Origin of the sequence: Klebsiella sp. 28, from assembly GCF_018223905.1 — a bacterium.
Classification (GTDB): Bacteria; Pseudomonadota; Gammaproteobacteria; order Enterobacterales; family Enterobacteriaceae; genus Klebsiella; species Klebsiella pneumoniae.
In genome coordinates, this window is record NZ_JAGRQY010000053.1 from 1 (window position 1) to 23,346 (window position 23,346).

22 protein-coding genes and 1 pseudogene are annotated in these 23,346 nt (G+C 57.7%); 11 read left to right on the forward strand and 12 right to left on the reverse strand.

Annotation, left to right across the window (positions count from 1 at the left end):
• Positions 1-264: 264 nt before the first annotated feature.
• The 4 genes and pseudogenes from KHQ28_RS09850 to rlmA form a co-directional block, all read left to right on the forward strand.
• Positions 265-336 (forward strand): annotated as a pseudogene (locus KHQ28_RS09850) (DUF2627 domain-containing protein); the annotation flags it as partial.
• 85 nt (positions 337-421) lie between these two features.
• Complete coding sequence (gene cspE, locus KHQ28_RS09855) at positions 422-631, forward strand: transcription antiterminator/RNA stability regulator CspE (protein WP_001062678.1); 210 nt, start codon at positions 422-424, stop codon at positions 629-631.
• A gap of 187 nt (positions 632-818) precedes the next feature.
• Positions 819-2,567, forward strand: coding sequence for a peptidoglycan glycosyltransferase FtsI (ftsI, locus tag KHQ28_RS09860; protein WP_002910924.1), 1,749 nt, complete (start codon positions 819-821; stop codon positions 2,565-2,567).
• A gap of 61 nt (positions 2,568-2,628) precedes the next feature.
• Positions 2,629-3,423: a 23S rRNA (guanine(745)-N(1))-methyltransferase gene (gene rlmA, locus KHQ28_RS09865; RefSeq protein ID WP_002910922.1), complete on the forward strand. Its 795-nt coding sequence runs from the start codon at positions 2,629-2,631 to the stop codon at positions 3,421-3,423.
• A gap of 3 nt (positions 3,424-3,426) precedes the next feature.
• Here rlmA and mntP read toward each other — a convergent pair whose 3' ends face one another.
• From mntP to manX, 5 genes are all read right to left on the reverse strand, one after another.
• Positions 3,427-3,993 carry a manganese efflux pump MntP gene (gene mntP / locus KHQ28_RS09870; protein ID WP_002910921.1) on the reverse strand — a complete coding sequence of 189 codons (567 nt, stop codon included), beginning with the start codon at positions 3,991-3,993 and terminating at the stop codon, positions 3,427-3,429.
• A 418-nt stretch (positions 3,994-4,411) separates the two neighbouring features.
• The gene (locus KHQ28_RS09875; protein WP_032418802.1) at positions 4,412-4,870 is read right to left on the reverse strand and encodes a DUF986 family protein; all 459 of its coding nucleotides are present in this window, start codon (positions 4,868-4,870) and stop codon (positions 4,412-4,414) included.
• A gap of 63 nt (positions 4,871-4,933) precedes the next feature.
• Complete coding sequence (locus tag KHQ28_RS09880) at positions 4,934-5,785, reverse strand: PTS mannose transporter subunit IID (RefSeq protein ID WP_004145526.1); 852 nt, start codon at positions 5,783-5,785, stop codon at positions 4,934-4,936.
• Between the two features lie 12 nt (positions 5,786-5,797).
• Positions 5,798-6,598, reverse strand: coding sequence for a PTS mannose/fructose/sorbose transporter subunit IIC (locus KHQ28_RS09885; protein ID WP_002910918.1), 801 nt, complete (start codon positions 6,596-6,598; stop codon positions 5,798-5,800).
• Positions 6,599-6,654: 56 nt separating this feature from the next.
• Positions 6,655-7,626, reverse strand: coding sequence for a PTS mannose transporter subunit IIAB (gene manX / locus KHQ28_RS09890; protein ID WP_002910917.1), 972 nt, complete (start codon positions 7,624-7,626; stop codon positions 6,655-6,657).
• A 446-nt stretch (positions 7,627-8,072) separates the two neighbouring features.
• Between manX and yoaE the strand changes: the two genes are divergently transcribed.
• Positions 8,073-9,632, forward strand: coding sequence for a CNNM family cation transport protein YoaE (yoaE, locus tag KHQ28_RS09895; protein WP_211777596.1), 1,560 nt, complete (start codon positions 8,073-8,075; stop codon positions 9,630-9,632).
• A 33-nt stretch (positions 9,633-9,665) separates the two neighbouring features.
• Here yoaE and KHQ28_RS09900 read toward each other — a convergent pair whose 3' ends face one another.
• The 4 genes from KHQ28_RS09900 to pabB all read right to left on the reverse strand — a co-directional run bounded on the left by KHQ28_RS09900 (position 9,666) and on the right by pabB (position 14,902).
• Positions 9,666-11,255, reverse strand: coding sequence for an EAL domain-containing protein (locus KHQ28_RS09900; protein ID WP_032418803.1), 1,590 nt, complete (start codon positions 11,253-11,255; stop codon positions 9,666-9,668).
• A 182-nt stretch (positions 11,256-11,437) separates the two neighbouring features.
• The gene (sdaA, locus tag KHQ28_RS09905) at positions 11,438-12,802 is read right to left on the reverse strand and encodes an L-serine ammonia-lyase (protein ID WP_004151445.1); all 1,365 of its coding nucleotides are present in this window, start codon (positions 12,800-12,802) and stop codon (positions 11,438-11,440) included.
• Between the two features lie 162 nt (positions 12,803-12,964).
• The gene (locus KHQ28_RS09910) at positions 12,965-13,543 is read right to left on the reverse strand and encodes a CoA pyrophosphatase (protein WP_004180429.1); all 579 of its coding nucleotides are present in this window, start codon (positions 13,541-13,543) and stop codon (positions 12,965-12,967) included.
• A 3-nt stretch (positions 13,544-13,546) separates the two neighbouring features.
• Positions 13,547-14,902, reverse strand: coding sequence for an aminodeoxychorismate synthase component 1 (gene pabB / locus KHQ28_RS09915; protein ID WP_004145520.1), 1,356 nt, complete (start codon positions 14,900-14,902; stop codon positions 13,547-13,549).
• Between the two features lie 88 nt (positions 14,903-14,990).
• Between pabB and KHQ28_RS09920 the strand changes: the two genes are divergently transcribed.
• Positions 14,991-15,176, forward strand: coding sequence for a YoaH family protein (locus tag KHQ28_RS09920; protein ID WP_004145519.1), 186 nt, complete (start codon positions 14,991-14,993; stop codon positions 15,174-15,176).
• Here KHQ28_RS09920 and KHQ28_RS09925 read toward each other — a convergent pair whose 3' ends face one another.
• On the reverse strand, positions 15,177-15,521 hold the full coding sequence (locus KHQ28_RS09925; protein ID WP_002910910.1) for a RidA family protein: 345 nt from the start codon (positions 15,519-15,521) through the stop codon (positions 15,177-15,179).
• A gap of 130 nt (positions 15,522-15,651) precedes the next feature.
• On the opposite strand from KHQ28_RS09925, the gene KHQ28_RS09930 reads away from it, so the two are divergent.
• From KHQ28_RS09930 to rnd, 5 genes are all read left to right on the forward strand, one after another.
• Positions 15,652-17,562 (forward strand): ATP-dependent DNA helicase, encoded by a 1,911-nt coding sequence (locus KHQ28_RS09930; protein WP_004175456.1) that lies wholly within the window; start codon positions 15,652-15,654, stop codon positions 17,560-17,562.
• Between the two features lie 145 nt (positions 17,563-17,707).
• A complete protein-coding gene (tsaB, locus tag KHQ28_RS09935) occupies positions 17,708-18,403 on the forward strand; it encodes a tRNA (adenosine(37)-N6)-threonylcarbamoyltransferase complex dimerization subunit type 1 TsaB (protein ID WP_004151443.1) in 696 nt (231 codons plus the stop codon).
• Positions 18,404-18,441: 38 nt separating this feature from the next.
• Positions 18,442-19,023: a Slp family lipoprotein gene (locus KHQ28_RS09940; RefSeq protein WP_002910905.1), complete on the forward strand. Its 582-nt coding sequence runs from the start codon at positions 18,442-18,444 to the stop codon at positions 19,021-19,023.
• A 205-nt stretch (positions 19,024-19,228) separates the two neighbouring features.
• Entirely contained in the window at positions 19,229-20,914 is a 1,686-nt protein-coding gene (gene fadD / locus KHQ28_RS09945; protein ID WP_002910904.1) for a long-chain-fatty-acid--CoA ligase FadD, read from the forward strand.
• Between the two features lie 81 nt (positions 20,915-20,995).
• Positions 20,996-22,111 (forward strand): ribonuclease D, encoded by a 1,116-nt coding sequence (gene rnd, locus KHQ28_RS09950; RefSeq protein WP_074181089.1) that lies wholly within the window; start codon positions 20,996-20,998, stop codon positions 22,109-22,111.
• Positions 22,112-22,188: 77 nt separating this feature from the next.
• Here the strand turns inward: rnd and minE are convergent, their stop codons facing one another.
• Positions 22,189-22,458 (reverse strand): cell division topological specificity factor MinE, encoded by a 270-nt coding sequence (gene minE / locus KHQ28_RS09955; RefSeq protein WP_002910902.1) that lies wholly within the window; start codon positions 22,456-22,458, stop codon positions 22,189-22,191.
• Between the two features lie 3 nt (positions 22,459-22,461).
• Positions 22,462-23,274: a septum site-determining protein MinD gene (gene minD, locus KHQ28_RS09960; RefSeq protein WP_002910900.1), complete on the reverse strand. Its 813-nt coding sequence runs from the start codon at positions 23,272-23,274 to the stop codon at positions 22,462-22,464.
• Positions 23,275-23,346 lie beyond the last annotated feature (72 nt).

The window sequence follows — 23,346 nt, forward strand, 5'->3', positions numbered from 1 at the left end:
CAGCAGTTCGTGTACGGACATACCTGGACGAAGCGAAGTTGTTGAGCTATGGTAAAAAAGTTGCAGTAATGAGGCAGCGAATGGGCGGTATTGGCTTATGCTGTAGCGCCTTGCCAGGGGCGGCAAAGACGCATAAATGTGCAGGCGATCAAATGATTACCTTATAATTTGTGCGAACGATCGAGACACGTTTAAAAATGGCTTGCCATTATTTACGTAGTGTGTGATAACACGTTTCGGGTTAAACGAGGTACAGTTCTGTTTATGTGTGGCATTTTCAGTAAAGAAGTCCTGAGTAAACACGTTGTCGTTGAATACCGCTTCTCTGCCGAACCTTAAATTAGTGCCTCATGCAGTTATGTGTCAGTTTTATCTAGGTAAACGCCAGCAGGCGAAGAAAACAGTCTAAGGAATTTTGCAAATGGCAAAGATTAAAGGTCAAGTTAAGTGGTTCAACGAGTCTAAAGGTTTTGGTTTCATTACTCCGGCTGATGGCAGCAAAGACGTGTTCGTACACTTCTCCGCTATCCAGGGTAACGGCTTCAAAACTCTGGCTGAAGGCCAGAACGTTGAGTTCGAAATTCAGGACGGCCAGAAAGGTCCGGCTGCAGTTAACGTAACTGCTATCTGATACAAGACCACTCTTCTTGTATAAAAGCCTCGCCTGCGCGGGGCTTTTGCATTTTTATTGCAAAGCATGTCATTTTTCCCCCTCCCGTCGCGTCTTGTTGCAAATACTCATCTTTATTAGCATTGTGTAGCAGTCTGTTTTGCTAATTTTCTGTTAAATCAGTTGGTTGCAAAACAATGCCGGAGCTATGGTGCTAAAGAAAAAAACGAAGTCCGCCGCCAGTTTCACCCCGATTCGCTTCGGGTTACTGTGTGTGGCCATTCTCGGTTGTCTGGGGCTGCTGCTGGTCCGCGTGGGCTGGCTACAAATTATCTCCCCCGATAACCTGGTAAAACAAGAAGATATGCGCTCCCTGCGCGAAGAACCCGTAGCGGTTGAGCGGGGGATGATCAGCGACCGGGAAGGACGGCCGCTGGCGGTGAGCGTTCCGGTCAGTGCTATCTGGATCGACCCGCAGACCACTATGGAGAAGGGCGGTGTGGGCTATGGGCCCCGCTGGCAGGCGATGGCCGAAGCGCTGCACCTCAACCTCGGAGAGCTGGCCCAGCGGGTACAGAGTCATCCCCACGCTCGCTTTCTCTATCTGGCGCGTCAGATCAATCCCGAGCAGGCAGAGTGGATCGATAAACTGCATCTGCCGGGCGTCTACCTGCGCGATGAATCGCGACGGTTCTACCCGGCGGGCCACGTGGCTGCCAATCTGCTGGGCTTTACCAATGTTGATAATCAGGGCATCGAAGGGGTGGAGAAAAGCTTTAACGCCCAGTTGACCGGTAAACCCGGGCGACGTCTGGTGCGTAAAGATAAACATGGTAATGTCATTGAGAACATTACCGAAGTGCCGCCGGTACCGGCGCATAATCTGCAGCTGAGTATTGATGAACGCCTGCAGACGGTGACGGAAGACGCCCTCGACAACGCCGTCCGCTGGAACAAAGCAGAGTCCGGGGCGGCGGTATTGATCAAAATTGATACCGGCGAGATCCTGGCGATGGCCAGCTATCCGGACTTCAATCCGAACAATCGCGATAGCGCGACGCTGGATGATTTTCGCAACCGGGCCATCAGCGACACCTTCGAGCCCGGGTCGACGGTCAAACCGCTGGTGATCATGACTGCGCTACAGCAGGGGATTGTCCAGCCAGACAGCGTGGTGGATACCCATCCGTTCGTCCTCGATGGCCATCGTATTCGCGATGTGGGCTATTATCCGGAGCTGAGCCTGACCGGGATCCTGCAGAAATCCAGCGATACCGGCGTGTCCCATCTCTCGCTCGCCATGCCGGTGCAGCATCTGATCGATACCTATAAAGCTTTCGGCTTTGGCGAACCGACGGGGCTGGGGTTGACCGGCGAAAGCGCCGGGCTGATGCCGCATCGCCGCTACTGGGGGCAACTGGATCGCGCCACCTTCGCCTTCGGCTATGGTTTGATGGTCACCCCGCTCCAGCTCGCCCACGTCTACGCCACCATCGGCGGCTTCGGCATTGCGCGACCACTGTCGATTACCCGCATCGATCCGCCGGTGATGGGCACGCGGGTGATGCCGGAGAGTATTGTGCATAGCGTGGAACATATGATGGAGAGCGTGGCGCTCCCGGGCGGGGGCGGTACCAAAGCGGCGGTACGCGACTACCGGGTGGCGGTAAAAACCGGCACGGCGAAGAAAATCGGCCCGGACGGCAAATATATCGATAAGTATGTGGCCTATACCGCCGGCGTGGCGCCCGCCAGTCGACCACAGTTCGCGCTGGTGGTGGTGATGAACGATCCGAGCAATGGTTCCTATTACGGCGGCGCTGTGTCCGCGCCGGTCTTCAGCCAGATCATGGGCGATGTCCTGCGGCTGGAGAACGTCATGCCGGACGGCATGCCGCAAGGGGCGGAGAATCTGATCGTAATGCACGATAGCCACCCACAGGGGCCGGCGCTGTAACAGTGGTCTGCAGGGGCGAATAGCGCTACACTTTCGCCCTTTCAGCAACACCGGAGCCGTCATGTCATACAGTTGCCCCCTTTGTCACGCGCCGCTCAGCCGTAGCGACAACCACTATTCCTGCCCGCAGCGGCACCAGTTCGATCTGGCGAAAGAGGGGTACGTCAATCTGCTACCGGTGCAGTTCAAGCGGTCGCGCGATCCCGGCGATAGCGCCGAAATGATGCAGGCCCGGCGGGCGTTCCTCGACGCCGGACATTATCAGCCGCTACGGGATGCTATCGCTGAGCGGCTGCGACATTACGCCCCTACGGATTTACTGGATATCGGCTGTGGCGAGGGGTATTACACCCACGCGTTTGCCGCCATCGCCAGCCGCAGCTGGGGGCTGGACGTGTCGAAGCCGGCGATCCGCGCGGCGGCAAAACGCTACCCGCAGGTGAATTTTTGCGTGGCCTCCAGCCAGCGCCTGCCATTTTCCGACGCTAGCTTCGACGCGGTAGTGCGCATTTACGCGCCCTGCAACGCCGAAGAGCTGGCGCGGGTGGTGCGTCCCGGTGGTTGGGTGATCACCGCCACGCCGGGTCCCCGTCACCTACTGGAGCTGAAAGGGCTGATTTACGATGAAGTTCGCCTGCATGAGCTGAAGACGGAAGCGATGCCGGGGTTCCGCCTGGAGGCTCAGCAGCAGCTGGCTTATCCGATGATCCTGACGGGAAGTGAAGCGCAGGCCCTGCTGCAGATGACGCCGTTCGCATGGCGGGCTAAAGCCGAAGTGCACGCCGCGCTGCGTCAGCAGCCGACCTTTGGTTGCCAGACCGATTTTATGATCCACTGCTGGCAGCGCGAAGCGTAAAGCTTAACCGGCGAAATGGCTCCAGAGGATTTCGCTGCCGATGCCAATCAGCACGATACCGCCGAGAATTTCGGCTCGTTTGCCAAGCAGCGGGCCGATAAAGCGACCGACCATCATCCCCAGCGTCGACATGATAAAGGTGGCGCAGCCGATCGCCAGCGCGGTGGTCACAATGCTGACCTGAAGGAAGGCCAGACCGACGCCGACGGCCATCGCGTCAAGGCTGGTGGCGAAGGCGGTGGTGACCAGAAGCCAGAAACCATGTCGGTGAGGCGCCTCGCACGCCTCGTCGCTGTCGCCGCGAAAACCTTCGACGATCATTCGCCCGCCGAGAAACACCAGTAAAATAAAGGCAATCCAGTGATTCCACTCGAGGATAAACTGGCTGGCCAGCATGCCAAGCCCCCAGCCGACCAGCGGCGTCAGGGTTTCAATGGCGCCAAAAATCAGCCCGGTGCGTACTGCCTCTGAAAATTTGGGTTTATGCAGGGTGGCGCCTTTGCCGATGGAGGCTGCGAAGGCGTCCATGGACATGCCGAAAGCGAGAAGAATGGTAGCGGATAAATTCATGTGCGTGTCCTGACCGGGGATAATCCATATGACACATCGCTGCCCCCAGTAAACATACGCGGAGCCGCTCAATGGCTGAGCAATACGTACAGCAGTGATGTATCTATGGTCTCGCCTGATTGAATCTCTTCAACCCGTACGTGCCACGTTTTGCAACGAGTATGTTGACACGTACATTTCCTGGCGGGCAGGAAATCGGCTACTCCCCAACGACGGGCGCAACCTTAACATATTTTTAGAATATAAAACAATAACAGAAGAGGTCTATTTTAATAACCAAATGATAACGATTTTCATTTAAATTTATAAGTGAAAAAATAGTTAATAAAAAAGATAAGGTTAGGCGGAAAATATAGCCGTGGCTATAATATTTCTCCGCTGCTAACGGGAATAATATAGCGCCGGCTATATTTTTAAGTCATTGAGTTGTAATGAGAAGTTTGTATATCTTCTCCAGATCGTCGATATTTCGTACGCGTATCAGCAGCCGCCGTTGCTCTAATTGCATCACCAGCACACCGTCCTCGGATAAATTCATCTCTTTAATCCGCTGATATTCTATCCACACGTTGGCGAAGAAAAAGCCGCGCGGTTTAAAAATGATTTTCGGCGTACGGATCCAGAATAAATAGAGCCCCATCAGTGCCAGCGCAGATAATAGCCAGGTGGTGATCGCCGTGCCGTGCTGGGTAATGTTGTTATAGATCAGAATGGCGGTGAGGCCGACAAAGATCATGCCGTCAACGCGACTGCGGCGAAGCAGGGGGATGGCCAGCAGTACCGGGCCGTTTCGCCTCGGCATAATAAACTGGTCATATATCGCGTAGGCCAGTTGCGCAAGGATAAACAGGATGATCACCAGGTCCGTGAAGGTCATTGCTTTGCGTTTCTCCTGATAAAAAAAAAGCCGGGGGCAAGCCCCCGGCGTACAGCCTGGAAATTACAGACCCAGCAGGCCGACCGCATAGCCGGCGATACCGATGACGAAGAAGCCAACGATGATCCACAGCGGGTTAACTTTCTTACGCAGCAGCCACATACAGGCGAAGGTCAACAGCAGCGGCACCAGACCCGGCATCAGCTGATCAAGGATAGTCTGCACCGTGGTGACGTGAACCTGTCCGTCAGAGCCGGTGATTTTTGACACCACCATCGGTATGTTCACATGCGTCCACTTGTTAACCAGCGCCCCCATGACAAACAGGCCGAGGATTGACGCCCCCTCAGTCAGTTTCTGCAGGAAGCCGCCGCCCATATCTTTAACGATATCCACGCCTTTGCGATAACCATAGGCGACGCCGTAGTAACGGGTCAGCAGACGCACCGCGTTGAACAGGATAAAGAACAGCAGAGGACCGAGCAGGCTACCGCTCATCGCGATCCCGGCGCCTAAGGCTGCAAACACCGGACGCACGGTACCCCAGAAGATCGGGTCGCCAACGCCGGCCAGCGGTCCCATCAGACCGACTTTGATGCCGTTGATAGCGCCATCGTCAATCTCTGCGCCATTGGCGCGCTGCTCTTCCATCGCCAGGGTTACGCCCAGTACCGGAGCGGCAACGTAAGGGTGGGTGTTGAAAAACTCAAGGTGACGCTTAATTGCCTGCTTACGCGCATCGTTGTTCTCCGGGTACAGACGACGAATCGCCGGAACCATAGAGAAGCAGAACCCCAGCGCCTGCATACGTTCGAAGTTCCATGAACCCTGGAACAGGTTAGAACGAATGAACACGCCACGAATATCACTCTGTGTGAGTTTTTTCTCGGTGGTATTTTTAGTCATATCAACCATTTCGCTCACCTGTTAGTCCAGTTCGTTATCGAGATCGTTGTTACCAGCCGCCTGAGCCGGCGCACCGGCGACGCGGTTATATTTCGGGCTCAGCTGGATGTAGAGGATTGCCATGACCGCACCAATCACGCCCAGGGCCACCAGGTTGAAGTTGGTGAAGGCGGCGGTGACGAAGCCGAGGTAGAAGAACGGCATCAGATAGCCTGCGCGCATCATGTTGATGACCATTGCATAACCGACAACCACGATCATACCGCCGGCGATGTTCAGACCGCTGGTGACCACTTCCGGGATAGCATTCAGCAGGCCCTGAACTTCGCTGGTGCCGACGGAAATCGCCACGATAACGGCCGGGATAGCGATACGCATCGCCTGCAGGAACAGGGACGAGACGTGCAGCCACGACAGGGCGGTCAGGTTGCCATTCTCCGCCGCTTTATCCGCCGCGTGCTGGAAGGCCACGGTGATGGTGCGCACGATGATGGTCAGCACCTGGCCTGCCGCCGCCAGCGGGATAGCCAGCGCGATACCGGCGCCGATGCTCTGATGGCCGGCAATAACCAGGACGGTGGAAATAATGGACGCCAGCGCGGCATCAGGGGCTACCGCCGCACCGATGTTCATCCAGCCCAGGGCTATCATCTCCAGCGTACCGCCGATGATAATACCGGTTTTCATATCGCCGAGAACGGCGCCGATCAGCGTACAGGCGATCAGGGGACGGTGGAACTGAAATTCATCAAGTACCGACTCCATACCCGCAATACACGCGACGATGAACACCAGCACAATCTGAAGAAGGGTAATCTCCATTGTACTTCTCCTGTTGATTAAGTCTTAAAGTGAAAACTGGGGCGCGATCCGCCGGGTTATTTATCAACCTTAGCGATCAGATCCATCATTTTCAGTTTCGGGTCGGTGGACACTTTACGTGCCTCCAGCTCGATACCGCGGGCGTTCAGCTTTTTAAACGCCTCAATATCTTTGGCATCGACTGAAATCGCGTTGTTAACCTGGGTTTTACCCTGGCGGAACGCCATACCGCCGATGTTGACGCTGGTGATTTTCACGCCGCCCTCGACGATACGTTCAACGTCGGTCGGGTTAGTAAACAGCAGCATAACGCGCTGTCCGGCATACTTGGGGTTGTTGTAGACGCGGATCATTTTGGCCACATCCACCACGTGAGCGGTGACGCCCGGCGGCGCAACCTGGGTCAGCAGAGTTTTACGCACGGTATCCGCGGCCACTTCATCACTGACAACGATGATGCGGGTAACGTTGGTCTCTTTGGTCCAGCGGGTGGCGACCTGACCATGGATCAGACGGTCGTCTATACGCGCAAGGCCAATTACCATGTAGTCGTTCGGGCCCATGGGTTTGGCCGGTGCGGCGGCTTTTGGCGCTGCGGCAGGCGCGGGCGCAGGGGCCGCTTTTTCCACCGGTTTGGCTTTAAGCGCTTTCACGCCTTCGCTGCCGGTTTCAACCGCTAAGGCGACCAGTTCATCAAAGGAAGGATCGTCGTCGCGGGCCATGAAGGTTTCCACCAGCATCGGGATATTGACGCCGGCGATAACTTCGTAATGCTCTTTATCGACGACAATGCGGCTCGCAGCGTTGAAAGGGCTGCCTCCCCATGTATCGACGAGAAATAGCACGCCTTTACTGGTATCCAGTTTTGCCAACTGGGCGTTGTATTTCTCGATCAACGTTTCGGCATTTTCACCCGGAACGAAATCGATCCAGCCAACGTTTTCCTGCTCGCCCAACAGCATTTCTGCTGTTTTCAGCAGCTGTTCTGCAGCCCAACCATGTGTGCCTATTACAATAGCAATCGTCACTTGCTACCTCCTTTATTATCGTGAATGCATCATCTGCTTTGATACATCCTGAATCACTCTTGAGGACAAAATCGATTCAGTTAGGGTGTAAGATAGAAAATAGTTACTACCGCGAATTATTTTAGACAGTGAAAAAATAATTAATGTGATGAAGATCCGTTAATCACGTATCGTCTGCGAATAATTTTGCAGCGCAAAAAATAGCCTTAGTTATTGCAAATTCAGGTAAATTATTTCCAATTTCGATCTATATTTTGCTATGTTTAACTTCCGTTTAATTACTCAGGAGTATAGGGCATAGCCCGCAGTATGGACCGTCATCGACGTCTTTTCACTTTCTGGCATCTGATTGCCACCTCTACGTATCCCGCATTTCTTTCAGCACCTGGTGTCGCGCCCCTGCATGGCATGGCGATGACTGACCTTGCCGCAAACCGGAGTCGTACATGGAATTGTTAATGGATCCCTCAATCTGGGCCGGCCTGTTGACGCTTATCGTTCTGGAAATTGTGCTCGGTATCGACAACCTGGTGTTTATTGCCATCCTGGCGGACAAACTGCCGCCGAAGCAGCGCGATAAAGCGCGTCTGATCGGCCTGTCACTGGCGCTGGTTATGCGCCTGGGGCTGCTGTCGGTCATCTCCTGGATGGTGACGCTGACGAAACCACTGATTACCATCGCCGATTTCTCCTTTTCCGGGCGCGATCTCATCATGCTGCTCGGCGGGATCTTCTTGTTGTTTAAGGCGACAACCGAGCTGCATGAACGGCTGGAAAACCGCCAGCACGATGCCGGTCACGGTAAAGGCTATGCCAGTTTCTGGGTAGTAGTATTGCAGATAGTGGTGCTGGATGCCGTCTTCTCCCTGGACGCCGTGATCACGGCGGTCGGGATGGTTAACCATCTGCCGGTGATGATGGCGGCGGTGGTGATCGCGATGATCTTGATGCTGCTGGCCTCCAAGCCGTTGACGCGCTTTGTCAACCAGCACCCGACGGTGGTCGTGCTCTGTCTGAGCTTCCTGTTGATGATTGGCCTGAGCCTGGTGGCGGAAGGGTTTGGCTTCCATATTCCGAAAGGGTATCTGTACGCGGCGATCGGTTTCTCGATCATTATCGAGTTCTTTAACCAGGTGGCGCGCCGTAACTTTGTTCGCCACCAGTCGACGCTGCCGCTGCGCGCTCGGACCGCGGATGCCATCCTGCGCCTGATGGGCGGCCGCAAACAGGCCTCCGTCAGCCATGACGCAGACAGTCCAGCCGCGGTGCCCGTTCCCGAGGGCGCCTTTGCGGAAGAAGAGCGCTACATGATTAACGGCGTGCTGACCCTGGCCCAGCGCTCCCTGCGCAGCATCATGACCCCGCGCGGAGAAATCAGCTGGGTCGACGCTGAGCAGAGTGAAGATGAAATTCGTCGTCAGCTGCTGTCGTCGCCGCACAGCCTCTTCCCGGTCTGCCGCGGAGAGCTGGATGAAATCATTGGTATCGTGCGGGCGAAAGAGATGCTGGTGGCCCTGGAGTCGGGGGAAAACGTCGCGGCGCTGGCTTCTGCCTCCCCGGCAATTGTCGTTCCGGAAACGCTGGACCCGATCAATCTGCTCGGGGTCCTGCGTCGGGCGCGCGGCAGCTTCGTCATCGTAACTAATGAATTTGGCGTGGTGCATGGGCTGGTCACGCCGCTGGACGTCCTTGAAGCCATCGCCGGTGAATTCCCGGACGCTGATGAGACGCCAGAGATTGTCATCGATGGCGATGGCTGGCTTATTAAGGGGTCGACCGACCTGCATGCGCTGCAGCAGGCGCTGGGGCTGGATCCACTGATCAATGACGATGAGGATATTGCCACCGTTGCCGGGCTGGTGATCTCCGCTAATGGTCATATCCCGCGCATTGGCGACGTCGTGTCGCTTCCGCCGCTGCATTTTACCGTAGTGGAAGCGAATGATTACCGGGTCGATCTGGTGCGCGCGGTGGTCACTCGTCCGCCGAGCGACGAAGAAGAGTAATCGCCAGGCTCGCCGGCCGCTGCGGCCGGCGAGTTATTCTGTCGTCTCGCTCTCACCCTCACTCTCACTCTCACTCTCCTCCCTGCTGGCCAGCCACGCCGGGAACGCCTCCACCGGCATCGGCCGCGCATAATAAAACCCCTGCAGCACATCGACGCCGTGGCTACGCAGGTAATTTTCCTGCTCCAGCGTCTCCACCCCTTCGGCAACGGTAACAATATGCAGGCGGTTGGCGAGGGCGATAATAATATCTGTCACCGTCGCGTTCACGCTATCTATGCCGACCGAGCTGGTGAACGAGCGGTCGATCTTCAGGACGTCCGGGCGCAGCTTTTCCAGCCATGAGAGCGAAGTATTGCCGGTACCAAAATCATCGATCGCCAGCTGTACGCCCTTAAAGTGCAGATGTTCGGCCATATGCTGGTCGCCATCCTGCAGGACATCGCGTTCGGTTAGCTCGACCACCAGCTGCTGCACCGGATCCACGGTGAACCAGTAATTGTGCAGGTCGCGCAGCAGGAGTCCGTTAGCGAAATGGCGCGCGGCGACATTGATCGCGATGTGAAAATGGCGGTCGCGAGGAAAAGCGTCCAGGCGGCGAGCGGTTTCGGCAATCACATAGCGGGTGAGAGGGATGATCAGATTATTGCCTTCGGCGATGGGGATAAATACCTCCGGCGAAATCGTCCCACGGCGGGGATTATTCCAGCGCAGCAGGATCTCCACCCCGCAGCAGCGGCCGCTGCGCGCATCCTGCAGCGGCTGGCACCAGAGGGCAAACTCCCGGGCCGAAATGCCAAGGCTTATTTCCCGCGAGAAACTCATTCTGCCGGCGGTGGCCAGCCAGGCGATGCCGGTCATTAGCAGGCTAAAAATCAGCGCCAGCGGCAGCTCGCCGGGCAGCTCCTCAAGCGCAATCGCCGAGGCGCCAGGGCCGTTAATATTGACAGTAAACGGAAACTCCGTAGAGCGCTGGCGATAAATCACCGTGCCCTGCGGGACATGCGCTTTTTCGAGAAGCCCATGGCGGCTGCTAAAATAACGATCGCCAACCTGCAGGCTGACGTCGCTGATCAGGGCCGATTTTTCATTAAGAATTAAGGTTCCCAACAGCTCAATATTCACCACCAGCATCACGCCGTCCAGGCCGTTCTCCGCGGCTGGATACCATTGGATCAGTACCGGCGAGCCTTTGAGCAAGGAGCTGTCGTTCGAGAAGAGCAGCAGAGGGCGGGGCGCAGGAAGCGCGGGCTGCAGGCGATGTAAGTCCGCCTGTCGCGGGCCAAAAATACTGGAACAGTAAACGATACCTGACGTGACGAGGGCGACGGAACGAATGGTTTGCAACGAGGCCGCCATTTTGCGCAGCGTCAGATGGATATCAGGGCAGGGTTTGCCCACCAGAGGGAGCAGGGTGGCTCGCTGCGCGCTTAGCGGGCGCAAGATGTCATTGAGCGCCGCCACCCGTTGGCTGGCGGCCGTGCGAATATAATCTTCATTTACGCTGCGCTGCGAAATAAATCGGATGGCTAATGTGGCGCCCAGGGTCGCCAGGGCTACCAGCAGGCAGACAATAATGCGTTTGTGACGATAGGCCGTAATGACTTTTTGTGCAGTCTGCATGTGCGACACCCTGTCGACAGGACGAGTGGTTAAGCGTGGCTTATTTTATAGAGCAAGTGTAGTGGCAGAATATCGCCAGGTATAGAAAAAAGAAAATGCGCCGTTGAAGGCGCATCAGGGAGATTTCAGTCACCAGGGTTAACCCCCTGCGCGCTTTGCAGGCGCAGAGGGACACGAATAGTTTAGTCACACTGAACTTTAATCGCCAGGCCGCCGCGCGAGGTTTCGCGGTACTTGGCGTTCATGTCTTTACCGGTTTCATACATGGTCTCGATCACCTTATCGAGCGAGACGCGCGGTTCGCTGGTGCGGCGCATCGCCATTCGCGCGGCGTTGATCGCCTTGACGGAGGCGATGGCGTTACGTTCAATGCATGGCACCTGCACCTGGCCGGCGACCGGATCACAGGTTAGGCCGAGGTTGTGTTCCATGCCGATCTCCGCCGCCACGCAAACCTGTTCCGGGCTGGCGCCGAGCAGTTCAGCCAGGCCCGCCGCCGCCATCGAGCAGGCGACGCCCACCTCGCCCTGACAGCCGACTTCCGCGCCGGAAATGGACGCATTCATCTTATACAGCGCGCCGATCGCCCCGCAGGCCATAAAGTAGCGAATATAGATCTCCGGGCTGACGGACTCGATAAAGTGATCGTAATAGGCGAGTACCGCCGGAACGATGCCGCAGGCGCCGTTGGTCGGCGCGGTTACCACGCGACCGCCGGCGGCGTTCTCTTCATTGACCGCCAGCGCGAACATATTGACCCAGTCAACAACGTTCATTGGATCGCTGGAGAGCTTATCGCTGGCCACCAGCAGACGACGCAGCGCCGAGGCGCGACGCGGTACGCGCAGCGGGCCAGGCAGCACGCCCTCGGTGTTCATCCCGCGGTCGATACAGGCGCGCATGGTCTGCCAGACGTTGGCGAAATAATCCTCGATCTCTTTTTTGCTGTGCAGAGCCAACTCGTTCTGCATCACCATCCCGGAGAGCGACAGGCCAGTCTCTTTGCAGTAGGCCAGCATTTCCTGCGCCGATTTAAATGGGTAGGGCACCTGCAGTTCGTTGGCGTTTTCCTTGCCGAAGTGCTCTTCGTCGACAATAAAGCCGCCGCCGATCGAGTAGTAGGTCTTGCAGTAGATTTCTTTCTCGCCGGCCCAGGCGTGAATGGTCATGCCGTTTTCGTGCAGCGGCAGGTTGTCGCTACGAAAACGCATGCCGTCATCCGCCGGGAAGTCGACCTCGTGCTGGCCGTTGGCCAGCAGCAGGCGACCGCGCGCTTCGACGTCACGGATAAAAGCCGGGATCGCGTCAATATCGACCGTATCGGGCTGATTGCCCGCCAGTCCCATGATAATGGCGATGTCCGTATGGTGGCCTTTGCCGGTTAATGACAGTGAACCGTAGACGTCAACCGCCACACGAGTCACTGCATTAAGCAATCCTTTTTCGACCAGGTCATCGACGAACTGTTTTCCGGCCTTCATCGGGCCAACAGTGTGGGAAGATGAGGGACCAATCCCCACCTTGAACATGTCGAATAGACTAATCACGATAATACTCCTGACAGGGTTACCGCGGGTGCGGTAACGATGTAATAACTGCGCATAGTGTAAAAGGGAAGCGCCCTGTCAGTTCAACTATTCACATGAATTAAACTAATGGCTAACCGCGATTTTACTAATAATGAGAGCGCCCTCTCATTATCAGTATAGCTAAGGACGTGCGCCAATTTGCAGCGCCAGCTCGCGAATGATCCCGGCGGTCATTCCCCAGACAAAATAATGCTGGTACCAGGAGAGCCAGACGCGGTGGTCGTTGCCCCGGCGGTGGATATCGAGCGGATGGTAGCGCCCAAGGCGCAGGGCTTCGGCGAGCGGCATTTCAAATACCGCGGAAACTTCGTCCTGGCTGGCGTGATAGTGCAGATCCGGGGGAATAATGCCCACCACCGGCGTCACCTGAAAGCCGGTGACGCTGTCCACCGGCGGCAGGACGCCGATCACCTCGACCGCCTCCGGCGGGATCGCCACCTCTTCCTGAGCTTCGCGCAGGGCGGCGGCGATAAGCGTCGCGTCGGTATTATCTACTGCGCCGCCGGGAAAGGCGACCTGGCCGGCGTGCTTGCGCAGCAGCGGCGAACGCTGGGTCAGCAGCAGGCCGGGCTGCGGCCGGCGCACGATCGGCACCAGCACCGCCGCCTGCCGCTGATTGAGCGCATGGCGCGAAGGCTGCGGGCGCAGAAGCTGAAAGCGGGACAGAAAATCATCCAGATTAAGGGCGCGATCCGCCATGGTCTAGTTCTCCAGTTGCTGCAGGATACGATTAACTTTATCAAAAGTTTCCTGATATTCCGCCGCTTCCTCGCTATCCGCCACAATTCCGCCGCCGGCGGAGCAGTACAGCTGTCCCTGCCATGCCGTCAGGGTGCGAATGGTGATGCTGGTATCCATATTGCCGCAATAGCTCAGGTAGCCAATGCTCCCACACCAGGCGTTGCGACGCTGGGGCTCCAGTTCATCGATAATCTCCATCGCCCGCACTTTCGGCGCGCCGGTGATCGAGCCGCCGGGAAAGGCGGCGCGCAGCAGGTCGCTGGCGTGCAGCGTCATTGGCAGGCGGGCGGTGATGGTGCTGACCAGATGATGGACCGCCGGGAACGGCTCCACCACGAACAGCTCGGGGACCCGCACGCTGCCCGGGACGGCGACGCGGCCGATGTCGTTGCGCATCAGGTCGACAATCATTAAATTCTCGGCGCGATCTTTCGGCGAATTCGCCAGCTTCTCAGCCTGCTGCGCATCTGCCAGCGGCGAATCGAGCCGCGGCAGGGTGCCTTTTATCGGCCGCGTCTGGATCTCCCCCTGGCGCAGCTGGATAAAGCGCTCCGGCGACAGGCTTAAAATCGCCCCTTCATCGAGGCGAATAAAGGCGCTAAAGGGGGCGCGGTTGACGGCGTTCAGCTGGCGGAAGGCCTGCCATTCATCACCGACGTAGCTGGCCTGAAAACGCTGGGCGAGGTTGACCTGATAGCAGTCGCCGCTGTGCAGATAGGCCTGTACCTGGCGAAATTTTTCGCCGTACTGCTGGCGGCTCATATTTGACTGCCAGGCAGAGGTCAGGGCGAAGGTTTCACCCGGCGTCGGCGTTTGCGCCTCCAGCCACTGTAGACGCTGCTGCGGGTCGTCATAGCTGAGCAGCGATATCTGTTGGCGCTGGTGGTCGACGATAAGCGCCCAGTCATAGATCCCCACCGCCATATCCGCCAGCGCGATATCGGCCTGCGCGTGCGAAGGGAGACGCTCAAAGCGACGGCCCAGGTCGTAACCGAATAATCCCAGCGCGCCGCCGAGAAACGGCAGATCGTCATGGGGTTGCGGCGTGAACGGCTGACGATCCAACTGCTGCTGCAGGAGCTGCAGCGGATCTTCCGCTGAGACAACAACGGTTTCGCCGTCGTCGACCCACGTCTGTTCACCGCGCGTCAGCAGCGTGGCGCGCGGGGCAGCCACCAGAATATCAAAGCGGTTATGCGGATGGTCGGCAAAGCCGGAATGCAGCAGCATCGCCCAGGGCAGGGCGCTTAACGGCGCAAAATAGTGTTCGGCCGCATCCGGGCGCCAGGGCAGGGTAATAATCGCGGGGGACAACATCTTTCTCGATCCTGAACGTTGCCGCCCCTCTGGCGTAGTTGGGGACGGCGTGAAATAATTACGCCCCACAATGTAGCAGGAGTAAAAGATGTTTGCAGGTTTACCTTCGCTGAGCCACGAGCAACAGCAAAAAGCGGTCGAACGTATCCATGAGCTAATGGCTCAGGGGATAAGCAGCGGCCAGGCGATTGCCCTGGTGGCGGAAGAGCTGCGCGCAACGCATACCGGCGAGCAGATCGTTGCGCGCTTTGAAGATGAGGATGAGGACGAGTAATTACACCGCGGCGATAATTTTGATCTCAACTTTATACTGCGGGTTCATCAGCGTCGCTTCCACCGTGCAGCGTACCGGGGCGTGACCAGCCACCACCCACGCGTCCCAGGCTTTATTCATCGCCGCAAAGTCGCTTTTATCGGCGAGGAAGATGGTGGCGTCAAGAATACGCGACTTGTCGCTGCCCTGTTTTTCCAGCACCGCGTCAATCTGCGCCAGGGTATTGGCGGTCTGCTCGAAAGCGTCGGCATCGAGATTTGCCGGCACGCCGGTGTAGTACAGGGTCTGGTTGTGGATCACCACGTCTGACCAACGGGCTTCGGCATCAATACGCGTAATTGTCATTGCTTTTCCTCTTTAAGCATTCCATTCGGCTGCGGCAAGACTGCCATAATGTGCCGCTCGCGTCACTACCCGGACTGGCGAAACGCCGTCCTCCCTGACATAATCACTGTCCAAATAACCAGGGGGCAATGTGATCGACGATTTTGCAGCAGACGGCCAGCTAGCCAAAGCCATACCGGGATTTAAACCGCGCGAGCCGCAGCGCCAGATGGCGGTGGCGGTCAGCGAAGCGATTGAGGCCTCCCGGCCGCTGGTGGTGGAAGCGGGGACCGGAACCGGTAAAACCTACGCTTACCTGGCGCCTGCGCTGCGGGCGAAAAAAAAGGTGATTATCTCCACCGGCTCGAAAGCGCTGCAGGATCAGCTTTACAGCCGCGATCTGCCCACCGTCGCCAAAGCGCTCAAATTCACCGGGAAACTGGCGCTGCTCAAAGGGCGCTCCAACTACCTGTGTCTCGAACGTCTTGAGCAGCAGGCGCTGGCGGGCGGCGATCTGCCGGTGCAAACCCTCAGCGATGTGATCCTCCTGCGCTCCTGGTCGAATCAAACCCAGGATGGCGATATCAGCACCTGCGCCAGCGTCGCGGAAGACTCTCAGGCCTGGCCGCTGGTCACCAGCACCAACGATAACTGTCTCGGTAGCGACTGCCCACTGTATAAAGATTGCTTCGTGGTGAAGGCGCGTAAAAAAGCGATGGACGCCGACGTGGTGGTGGTCAACCATCACCTGTTCCTGGCCGATATGGTGGTCAAAGAGAGCGGCTTTGCCGAGCTGATCCCCGAGGCGGAAGTGATGATCTTCGATGAAGCCCATCAGCTGCCGGATATCGCTAGTCAGTACTTTGGCCAGTCGCTCTCCAGCCGCCAGCTGCTGGACCTGGCGAAAGACATCACCATTGCCTACCGCACCGAACTGAAAGACACTCAGCAGCTGCAAAAATGCGCCGACCGCTTGGCGCAAAGCGCGCAGGATTTCCGCCTGCAGCTGGGAGACCCGGGCTACCGCGGCAATCTGCGCGAGCTGCTGGCGGACAGCCACATTCAGCGAGCGCTGCTGCTGCTCGATGACGCGCTCGAGCTATGCTATGACGTCGCCAAACTTTCGCTGGGTCGCTCGGCGCTGCTCGACGCCGCTTTTGAGCGCGCCACCCTCTATCGCGGGCGCCTGAAGCGGTTGAAAGAGATCAACCAGCCGGGCTACAGCTACTGGTATGAGTGTACCTCGCGCCACTTTACTCTCGCGCTGACGCCGCTGACCGTGGCCGAGAAGTTTAAAGAGGTGATGGCGCAGAAGTCGGGGAGTTGGATCTTTACCTCGGCGACGCTGTCGGTGAACGACGATCTGCATCACTTTACCGCCCGGCTGGGGATCGACGAGGCGCAGACTCTGCTGCTGCCGAGTCCCTTTGACTATCAGCACCAGGCGCTGCTCTGCGTGCCGCGCAACCTACCCCTGCCGAACCAGCCCGGCGCGGCGCGACACCTGGCGGCGATGCTCAAGCCGCTGATCGAGGCCAACGATGGTCGCTGCTTTATGTTGTGCACCTCGCACGCCATGATGCGCGATCTGGCGGAGCAGTTCCGCGCCACCATGACGCTACCGGTGCTGCTGCAGGGCGAGACCAGCAAAGGCCAGCTGCTGCAGCAGTTCGTCAGCGCCGGCAACGCGCTGCTGGTGGCTACCAGCAGCTTCTGGGAGGGAGTCGATGTGCGCGGCGACGCGCTGTCGCTGGTGATTATCGATAAGCTACCGTTCACCTCGCCGGACGATCCGCTGCTAAAAGCGCGGATGGAAGATTGCCGGCTGCGCGGCGGCGATCCCTTCGATGAAGTGCAGCTCCCGGATGCGGTGATCACCCTCAAGCAGGGGGTGGGTCGCCTGATCCGCGATATCGACGACCGCGGGGTGCTGGTGATCTGCGACAACCGGCTGGTGATGCGCCCCTACGGCGCGGTGTTCCTGGCCAGTCTGCCGCCGGCGCCGCGAACCCGCGATATCCGTCGGGCGGTGCGCTTTCTCGCCGTACCGCCGGCAAGGTAATCCGCACTAAAATGTGTTAAGCTGCGCGCCATTTTGTTAATTAGCGGTTCCCAATAGACTTCGGGCGGCATGGCGGCGGGTTGGCCGTATGCCGGAAATCAGGCTGCCTGAAGGCCTGAACTATGTAACGAGAGCGTGACCACCCATGCGAATTTTGGCTATCGATACCGCCACAGAGGCCTGCTCCGCGGCTCTGTGGAATGATGGCACCCTTAGTGCTCATTTCGAAATTTGTCCCCGCGAACATACCCAACGTATCCTGCCGCTGGTGCAGGAGGTCCTCACCGAGAGCGGCACCACGCTGAGCGAGCTGGACGCGCTGGCCTTTGGCCGCGGTCCGGGCAGCTTTACCGGCGTGCGCATCGGCATCGGTATCGCCCAGGGGCTGGCGCTGGGCGCCGAACTGCCAATGATTGGCGTTTCCACGCTGGCCACCATGGCGCAGGGCGCCTGGCGCAAAACCGGCGCCACCCGTGTGCTGGCGGCCATTGATGCGCGTATGGGCGAAGTCTACTGGGCCGAGTACCAGCGCGACGAGCAGGGCGTCTGGCATGGCGAAGAGACGGAAGCGGTGCTCAAACCGGACGCGGTAGCCGAACGACTGGCACAGCTTTCCGGCGAATGGGCCACCGTCGGCACCGGATGGCAGGCGTGGCCGGATCTGGCGAAAGCGAGCGGACTGACCTTAAGCAGCGGCGAAATTGAATTGCCGGCGGCGGAGGATATGCTGCCGTTAGCCTGTTACCTGCTGGCGGCGGGGAAAACCGTGGCCGTGGAGAAAGCGGAGCCGGTTTATTTGCGAAACGAGGTGGCGTGGAAGAAACTTCCAGGCCGCGAGTGAATCTCAGTAACAAGAAGACTGAGAAAAGGAGTCGCATCATGGCGGGTCAAAAACAGGGCGTTCGCTGGCTGTTAGCCGCGGCGGTTGCCGTTGCGCTAAGCGGCTGCGTGTCAGTGCCGGATGCCATCAAAGGCACCAGCCCGACGCCGCAGCAGGATTTAGTGCGGGTGATGAACGCCCCGCAGCTGTACGTTGGTCAGGAAGCGCGCTTTGGCGGTAAGGTGGTCAATGTACAAAACCAGCAGGGGAAAACCCGCTTAGAAATCGCCACCGTACCGCTGGACAGCGGCGCGCGGCCAGTGCTGGGCGAGCCGTCCCGCGGAAGGATTTTTGCTGACGTCAATGGCTTCCTCGATCCGGTGGATTTCCGCGGTCAACTAGTGACCGTGGTCGGACCGATCGCCGGGGTGGTTGACGGCAAGGTGGGCAGCACGCCGTATAAATTTATGCTGATGAACGCCACCGGCTACAAGCGCTGGAACGTAGTGCAGCAGGTGGTGATGCCTCCGCAACCTATCGACCCGTGGATGCTGGGTCCGCGCCCCTGGGGCTACGGCTATGGCGGTTGGGGCTGGTACAATCCCGGCCCTGCTGAGGTGAGAAACGTTGTAACCGAATGATTTTGTTGTTTATGTTAGTTCAAAGAAACAGCGGCCGGTCCGCTGTTTCTTTGTTTTCAGTCGAATAAGAAAAAAAATAGTGACGCGCTTCGCAACCTGCTCATTGCCTAATTAATAAACTGGTACGCTGAGTTAATATAATGTTAACAAAATGTATTATCCAGGGGCTGTGATGACGACGAATAACTATTTCAGAGGTGATGCAGTGAAAAAGGTTTGGCTAAACCGTTATCCCGCAGATGTTCCGGCGGAGATAAATCCTGACCGCTATCAATCCCTGGTTGAACTGTTTGAACATGCCACCACCCGTTACGCCGACCAACCGGCGTTTATCAATATGGGTGAAGTGATGACCTACCGTAAGCTGGAGGAGCGTAGTCGCGCCTTCGCCGCTTATCTTCAGGAGGGGTTGGGGTTACAGAAGGGCGATCGCGTGGCCCTGATGATGCCTAACCTGCTGCAGTATCCGGTGGCTCTGTTTGGCATCCTGCGCGCCGGGATGATCGTGGTTAACGTCAACCCCTTATATACCCCGCGCGAACTGGAGCATCAGCTCAACGACAGCGGCGCGGCGGCGATCGTCATAGTCTCCAACTTTGCCCATACCCTGGAAAAAGTGGTGGCGAAAACTCAGGTCCAGCATGTGATCCTGACGCGCATGGGCGACCAGCTTTCCACCGCCAAAGGCACGCTGGTGAACTTTGTGGTCAAGTACATTAAGCGCCTGGTGCCGAAGTACCACCTGCCGGACGCCATCTCGTTTCGCAGCGCGTTGCAGCACGGCTATCGCATGCAGTACGTCAAGCCGGAGATCGTTGCGGAAGATCTGGCGTTTCTGCAGTACACCGGGGGCACCACCGGCGTGGCCAAAGGTGCGATGCTCACCCACCGCAATATGCTGGCTAACCTCGAGCAGGTCAATGCCACCTACGGCCCGCTGCTGCATCGCGGCAAAGAGTTCGTGGTGACCGCGCTGCCGCTGTATCACATTTTCGCCCTGACCATGAACTGCCTGCTGTTTATCGAACTGGGCGGGCAAAATTTGCTGATCACCAACCCACGCGATATCCCCGGGCTGGTGAAGGAGCTGGCGAAGTATCCTTTTACCGCCATGACCGGGGTCAATACCCTGTTCAACGCCTTGCTGAACAACAAAGAGTTCCAGCAGCTTGATTTCTCCTCGCTGCATTTGTCCGCCGGCGGTGGGATGCCGGTGCAGCAGGCGGTGGCCGAGCGCTGGGTAAAACTGACCGGGCAATATCTGCTGGAGGGCTACGGCCTGACAGAGTGTTCCCCGCTGGTCAGCGTTAACCCGCACGATATTGACTACCACAGCGGCAGCATTGGCCTGCCGGTGCCCTCCACCGAAGCCAAACTGGTGGATGATGATGATAACGAAGTGGCGCCGGGTCAGCCGGGCGAGCTCTGTATTAAAGGGCCGCAGGTGATGCTGGGCTACTGGCAGCGCCCTGACGCGACGGATGAGATTATCAAAGACGGCTGGCTGCACACCGGGGATATCGCGGTGATGGATGAAGAGGGGTTCCTGCGCATCGTCGATCGCAAAAAAGATATGATCCTAGTGTCGGGTTTTAACGTCTATCCGAACGAAATCGAAGATGTGGTCATGCAGCATAGCGGGGTGCTGGAAGTGGCGGCCATCGGCGTGCCGTCCGGCAGCAGCGGCGAAGCGGTGAAGATTTTCGTAGTCAAGAAAGATGCTGCGTTAACCGAAGAGGCGCTGATTACGTTCTGCCGTCGCCATTTGACCGGATACAAGGTGCCGAAGCTGGTGGAATTCCGTGATGAACTGCCGAAATCCAACGTCGGGAAAATTTTGCGGCGAGAACTGCGTGACGAAGCGCGCGCTAAAGTGGACAATAAAGGCTAAGTAACGAATGAGTCGCCTGACGCCGGCTACGCCGGCGTTTTTTATGGGCGCAAGTTAAGAGAGTATGCTTTGAACTATCAGATGATCACCACCGACGATGGCCTGCGCGCTGTCTGCGAAGCGGCAAGCACGGCCTCCGCCGTCGCTCTGGATACGGAATTTGTCCGCACCCGCACCTATTACCCGCAGCTGGGCCTGCTGCAGCTGTTCGACGGCCAGCAGGTCTCTCTGATCGATCCCTTGACGATTAACGACTGGGCGCCGATGCGCGACCTGCTGCTCAACCAGGATGTGACTAAATACCTGCATGCCGGCAGCGAAGATTTAGAAGTCTTCCTTAATGCATTTAACCTGATGCCGCAGCCGCTGATTGACACCCAGATCCTGGCGGCCTTCTGCGGCCGCCCAATGTCCTGGGGCTTCGCCTCGATGGTGGAAGAGTATTCCGGGGTAGCGCTGGATAAAAGCGAATCCCGCACCGACTGGCTGGCGCGCCCGCTGACTGAGCGTCAGTGTGAATATGCCGCGGCCGACGTCTGGTATCTGCTGCCGATCGCCAGCCAGTTAATGGCGGAGACCGATCGCGCTGGCTGGCTGCCGGCGGCGCTCGACGAGTGCCGCGTGATGCTGCAGCGTCGTCAGGAGGTGGTCGACCCGGCCGAGGCCTGGCGCGATATCGGCAACGCCTGGCAGCTGCGTACCCGCCAGCTGGGTTGTCTGCAGCTGTTGGCGGAGTGGCGCCTGCGCAAAGCGCGCGAGCGCGACCTGGCGGTAAACTTTGTGGTGCGGGAAGAGCATCTGTGGAGCGTGGCGCGCTATATGCCCACCAGCCTGGGCGAGCTCGACAGCCTCGGGTTGTCCGGTAGCGAAATTCGCTTCCACGGCAAAACGCTGATTAGCCTGGTCGAAAAAGCGCAGGCGCTGCCGGAGTCGGCCCTGCCAGCGCCGCTGCAGAACCTGATCGACATGCCGGGCTACCGCAAAGCCTTTAAAGATATTAAAGCGCTGGTGCAGGAAGTGAGCACGGAGAAGGGCGTAAGCGCGGAGCTGCTGGCGTCGCGTCGGCAGATCAACCAGCTGCTGAACTGGCACTGGCAGCTGAAAACGCAAGCCGGTGAACCTGAGCTGATTTCCGGTTGGCGCGGGGAGCTAATGGCCGAGCGGCTGAAGAGGCTGTTAAACGACTATCCGCGCTAGTTCGCGGCCAGGTTCAGACCATTAAAAAACCGGCGGCGCGTGGCGTAGCCGGTTTTTTTTCGCGATAGCGCGACAGGTCAGGATTTCGACTCTTCCGTTTCGGGTAGGGTCACGTTCAGCTCAAGAATGGATATATCCCCGTCCCGCTGCTCCAGCTGCACGCTGACCATCTCCGGGTCGATCTGTACGTATTTACAGATCACTTCCAGGATATCTTTGCGTAACTGCGGCAGGTAATGCGGCTCCGCGTCTCCGCGGCGGCGCTCGGCGACGATGATTTGCAGGCGTTCTTTCGCAATATTAGCCGTGTTCTTTTTTCGCGAGAGAAAAAAGTCGAGTAAAGCCATAATTTATCCTCCGAACAGGCGTTTGAGGAATCCTTTCTTCTCTTCTTCAATGAAGCGGAAAGGGCGTTCTTCTCCGAGCAGACGTTCAACGGTATCGGCATAGGCTTTGCCTGCGTCCGAGGCGGCATCGAGGATCACCGGCTCACCCTGGTTGGATGCGCGCAGGACTGACTGGTCTTCCGGGATCACGCCTACCAGGTTGATGCGCAGAATTTCCAGCACGTCTTCCATGCTCAGCATATCGCCTTTATTAACGCGGCCTGGATTGTAGCGGGTCAGCAGCAGATGCTCTTTGATTGGCTCTTCGCCATTTTCCGCGCGGCGGGATTTAGAGGCGAGAATGCCAAGGATACGGTCGGAGTCGCGAACGGAGGAGACTTCCGGGTTAGTGGTGATGATGGCTTCATCAGCAAAGTAAAGCGCCATCAGCGCACCGGTTTCAATGCCTGCCGGGGAATCACAGACGATGAAATCGAATTCCATTTTCTTCAGTTCTTCGAGAACCTTGTCGACGCCTTCGCGAGTCAGAGCGTCTTTATCCCGGGTCTGGGAAGCCGGGAGAATGTAGAGATTTTCCGTGCGCTTATCTTTAATCAGCGCCTGGTTCAGTGTGGCATCGCCCTGAATGACGTTGACGAAATCATAAACGACGCGACGTTCGCAGCCCATAATCAGGTCGAGGTTACGCAGGCCGATGTCGAAGTCGATAACGACGGTTTTCTTTCCCTTCTGGGCCAAACCTGTAGCGATGGCCGCGCTGGAGGTGGTCTTGCCAACGCCCCCTTTGCCCGAAGTCACAACAATAATGCGTGCCATAGAAATTCCTTGTTAAAAAGGGATTAATTTAACGGTTGAATTGCCAAAGCGCTTTCACCTAAACGCAGGCGC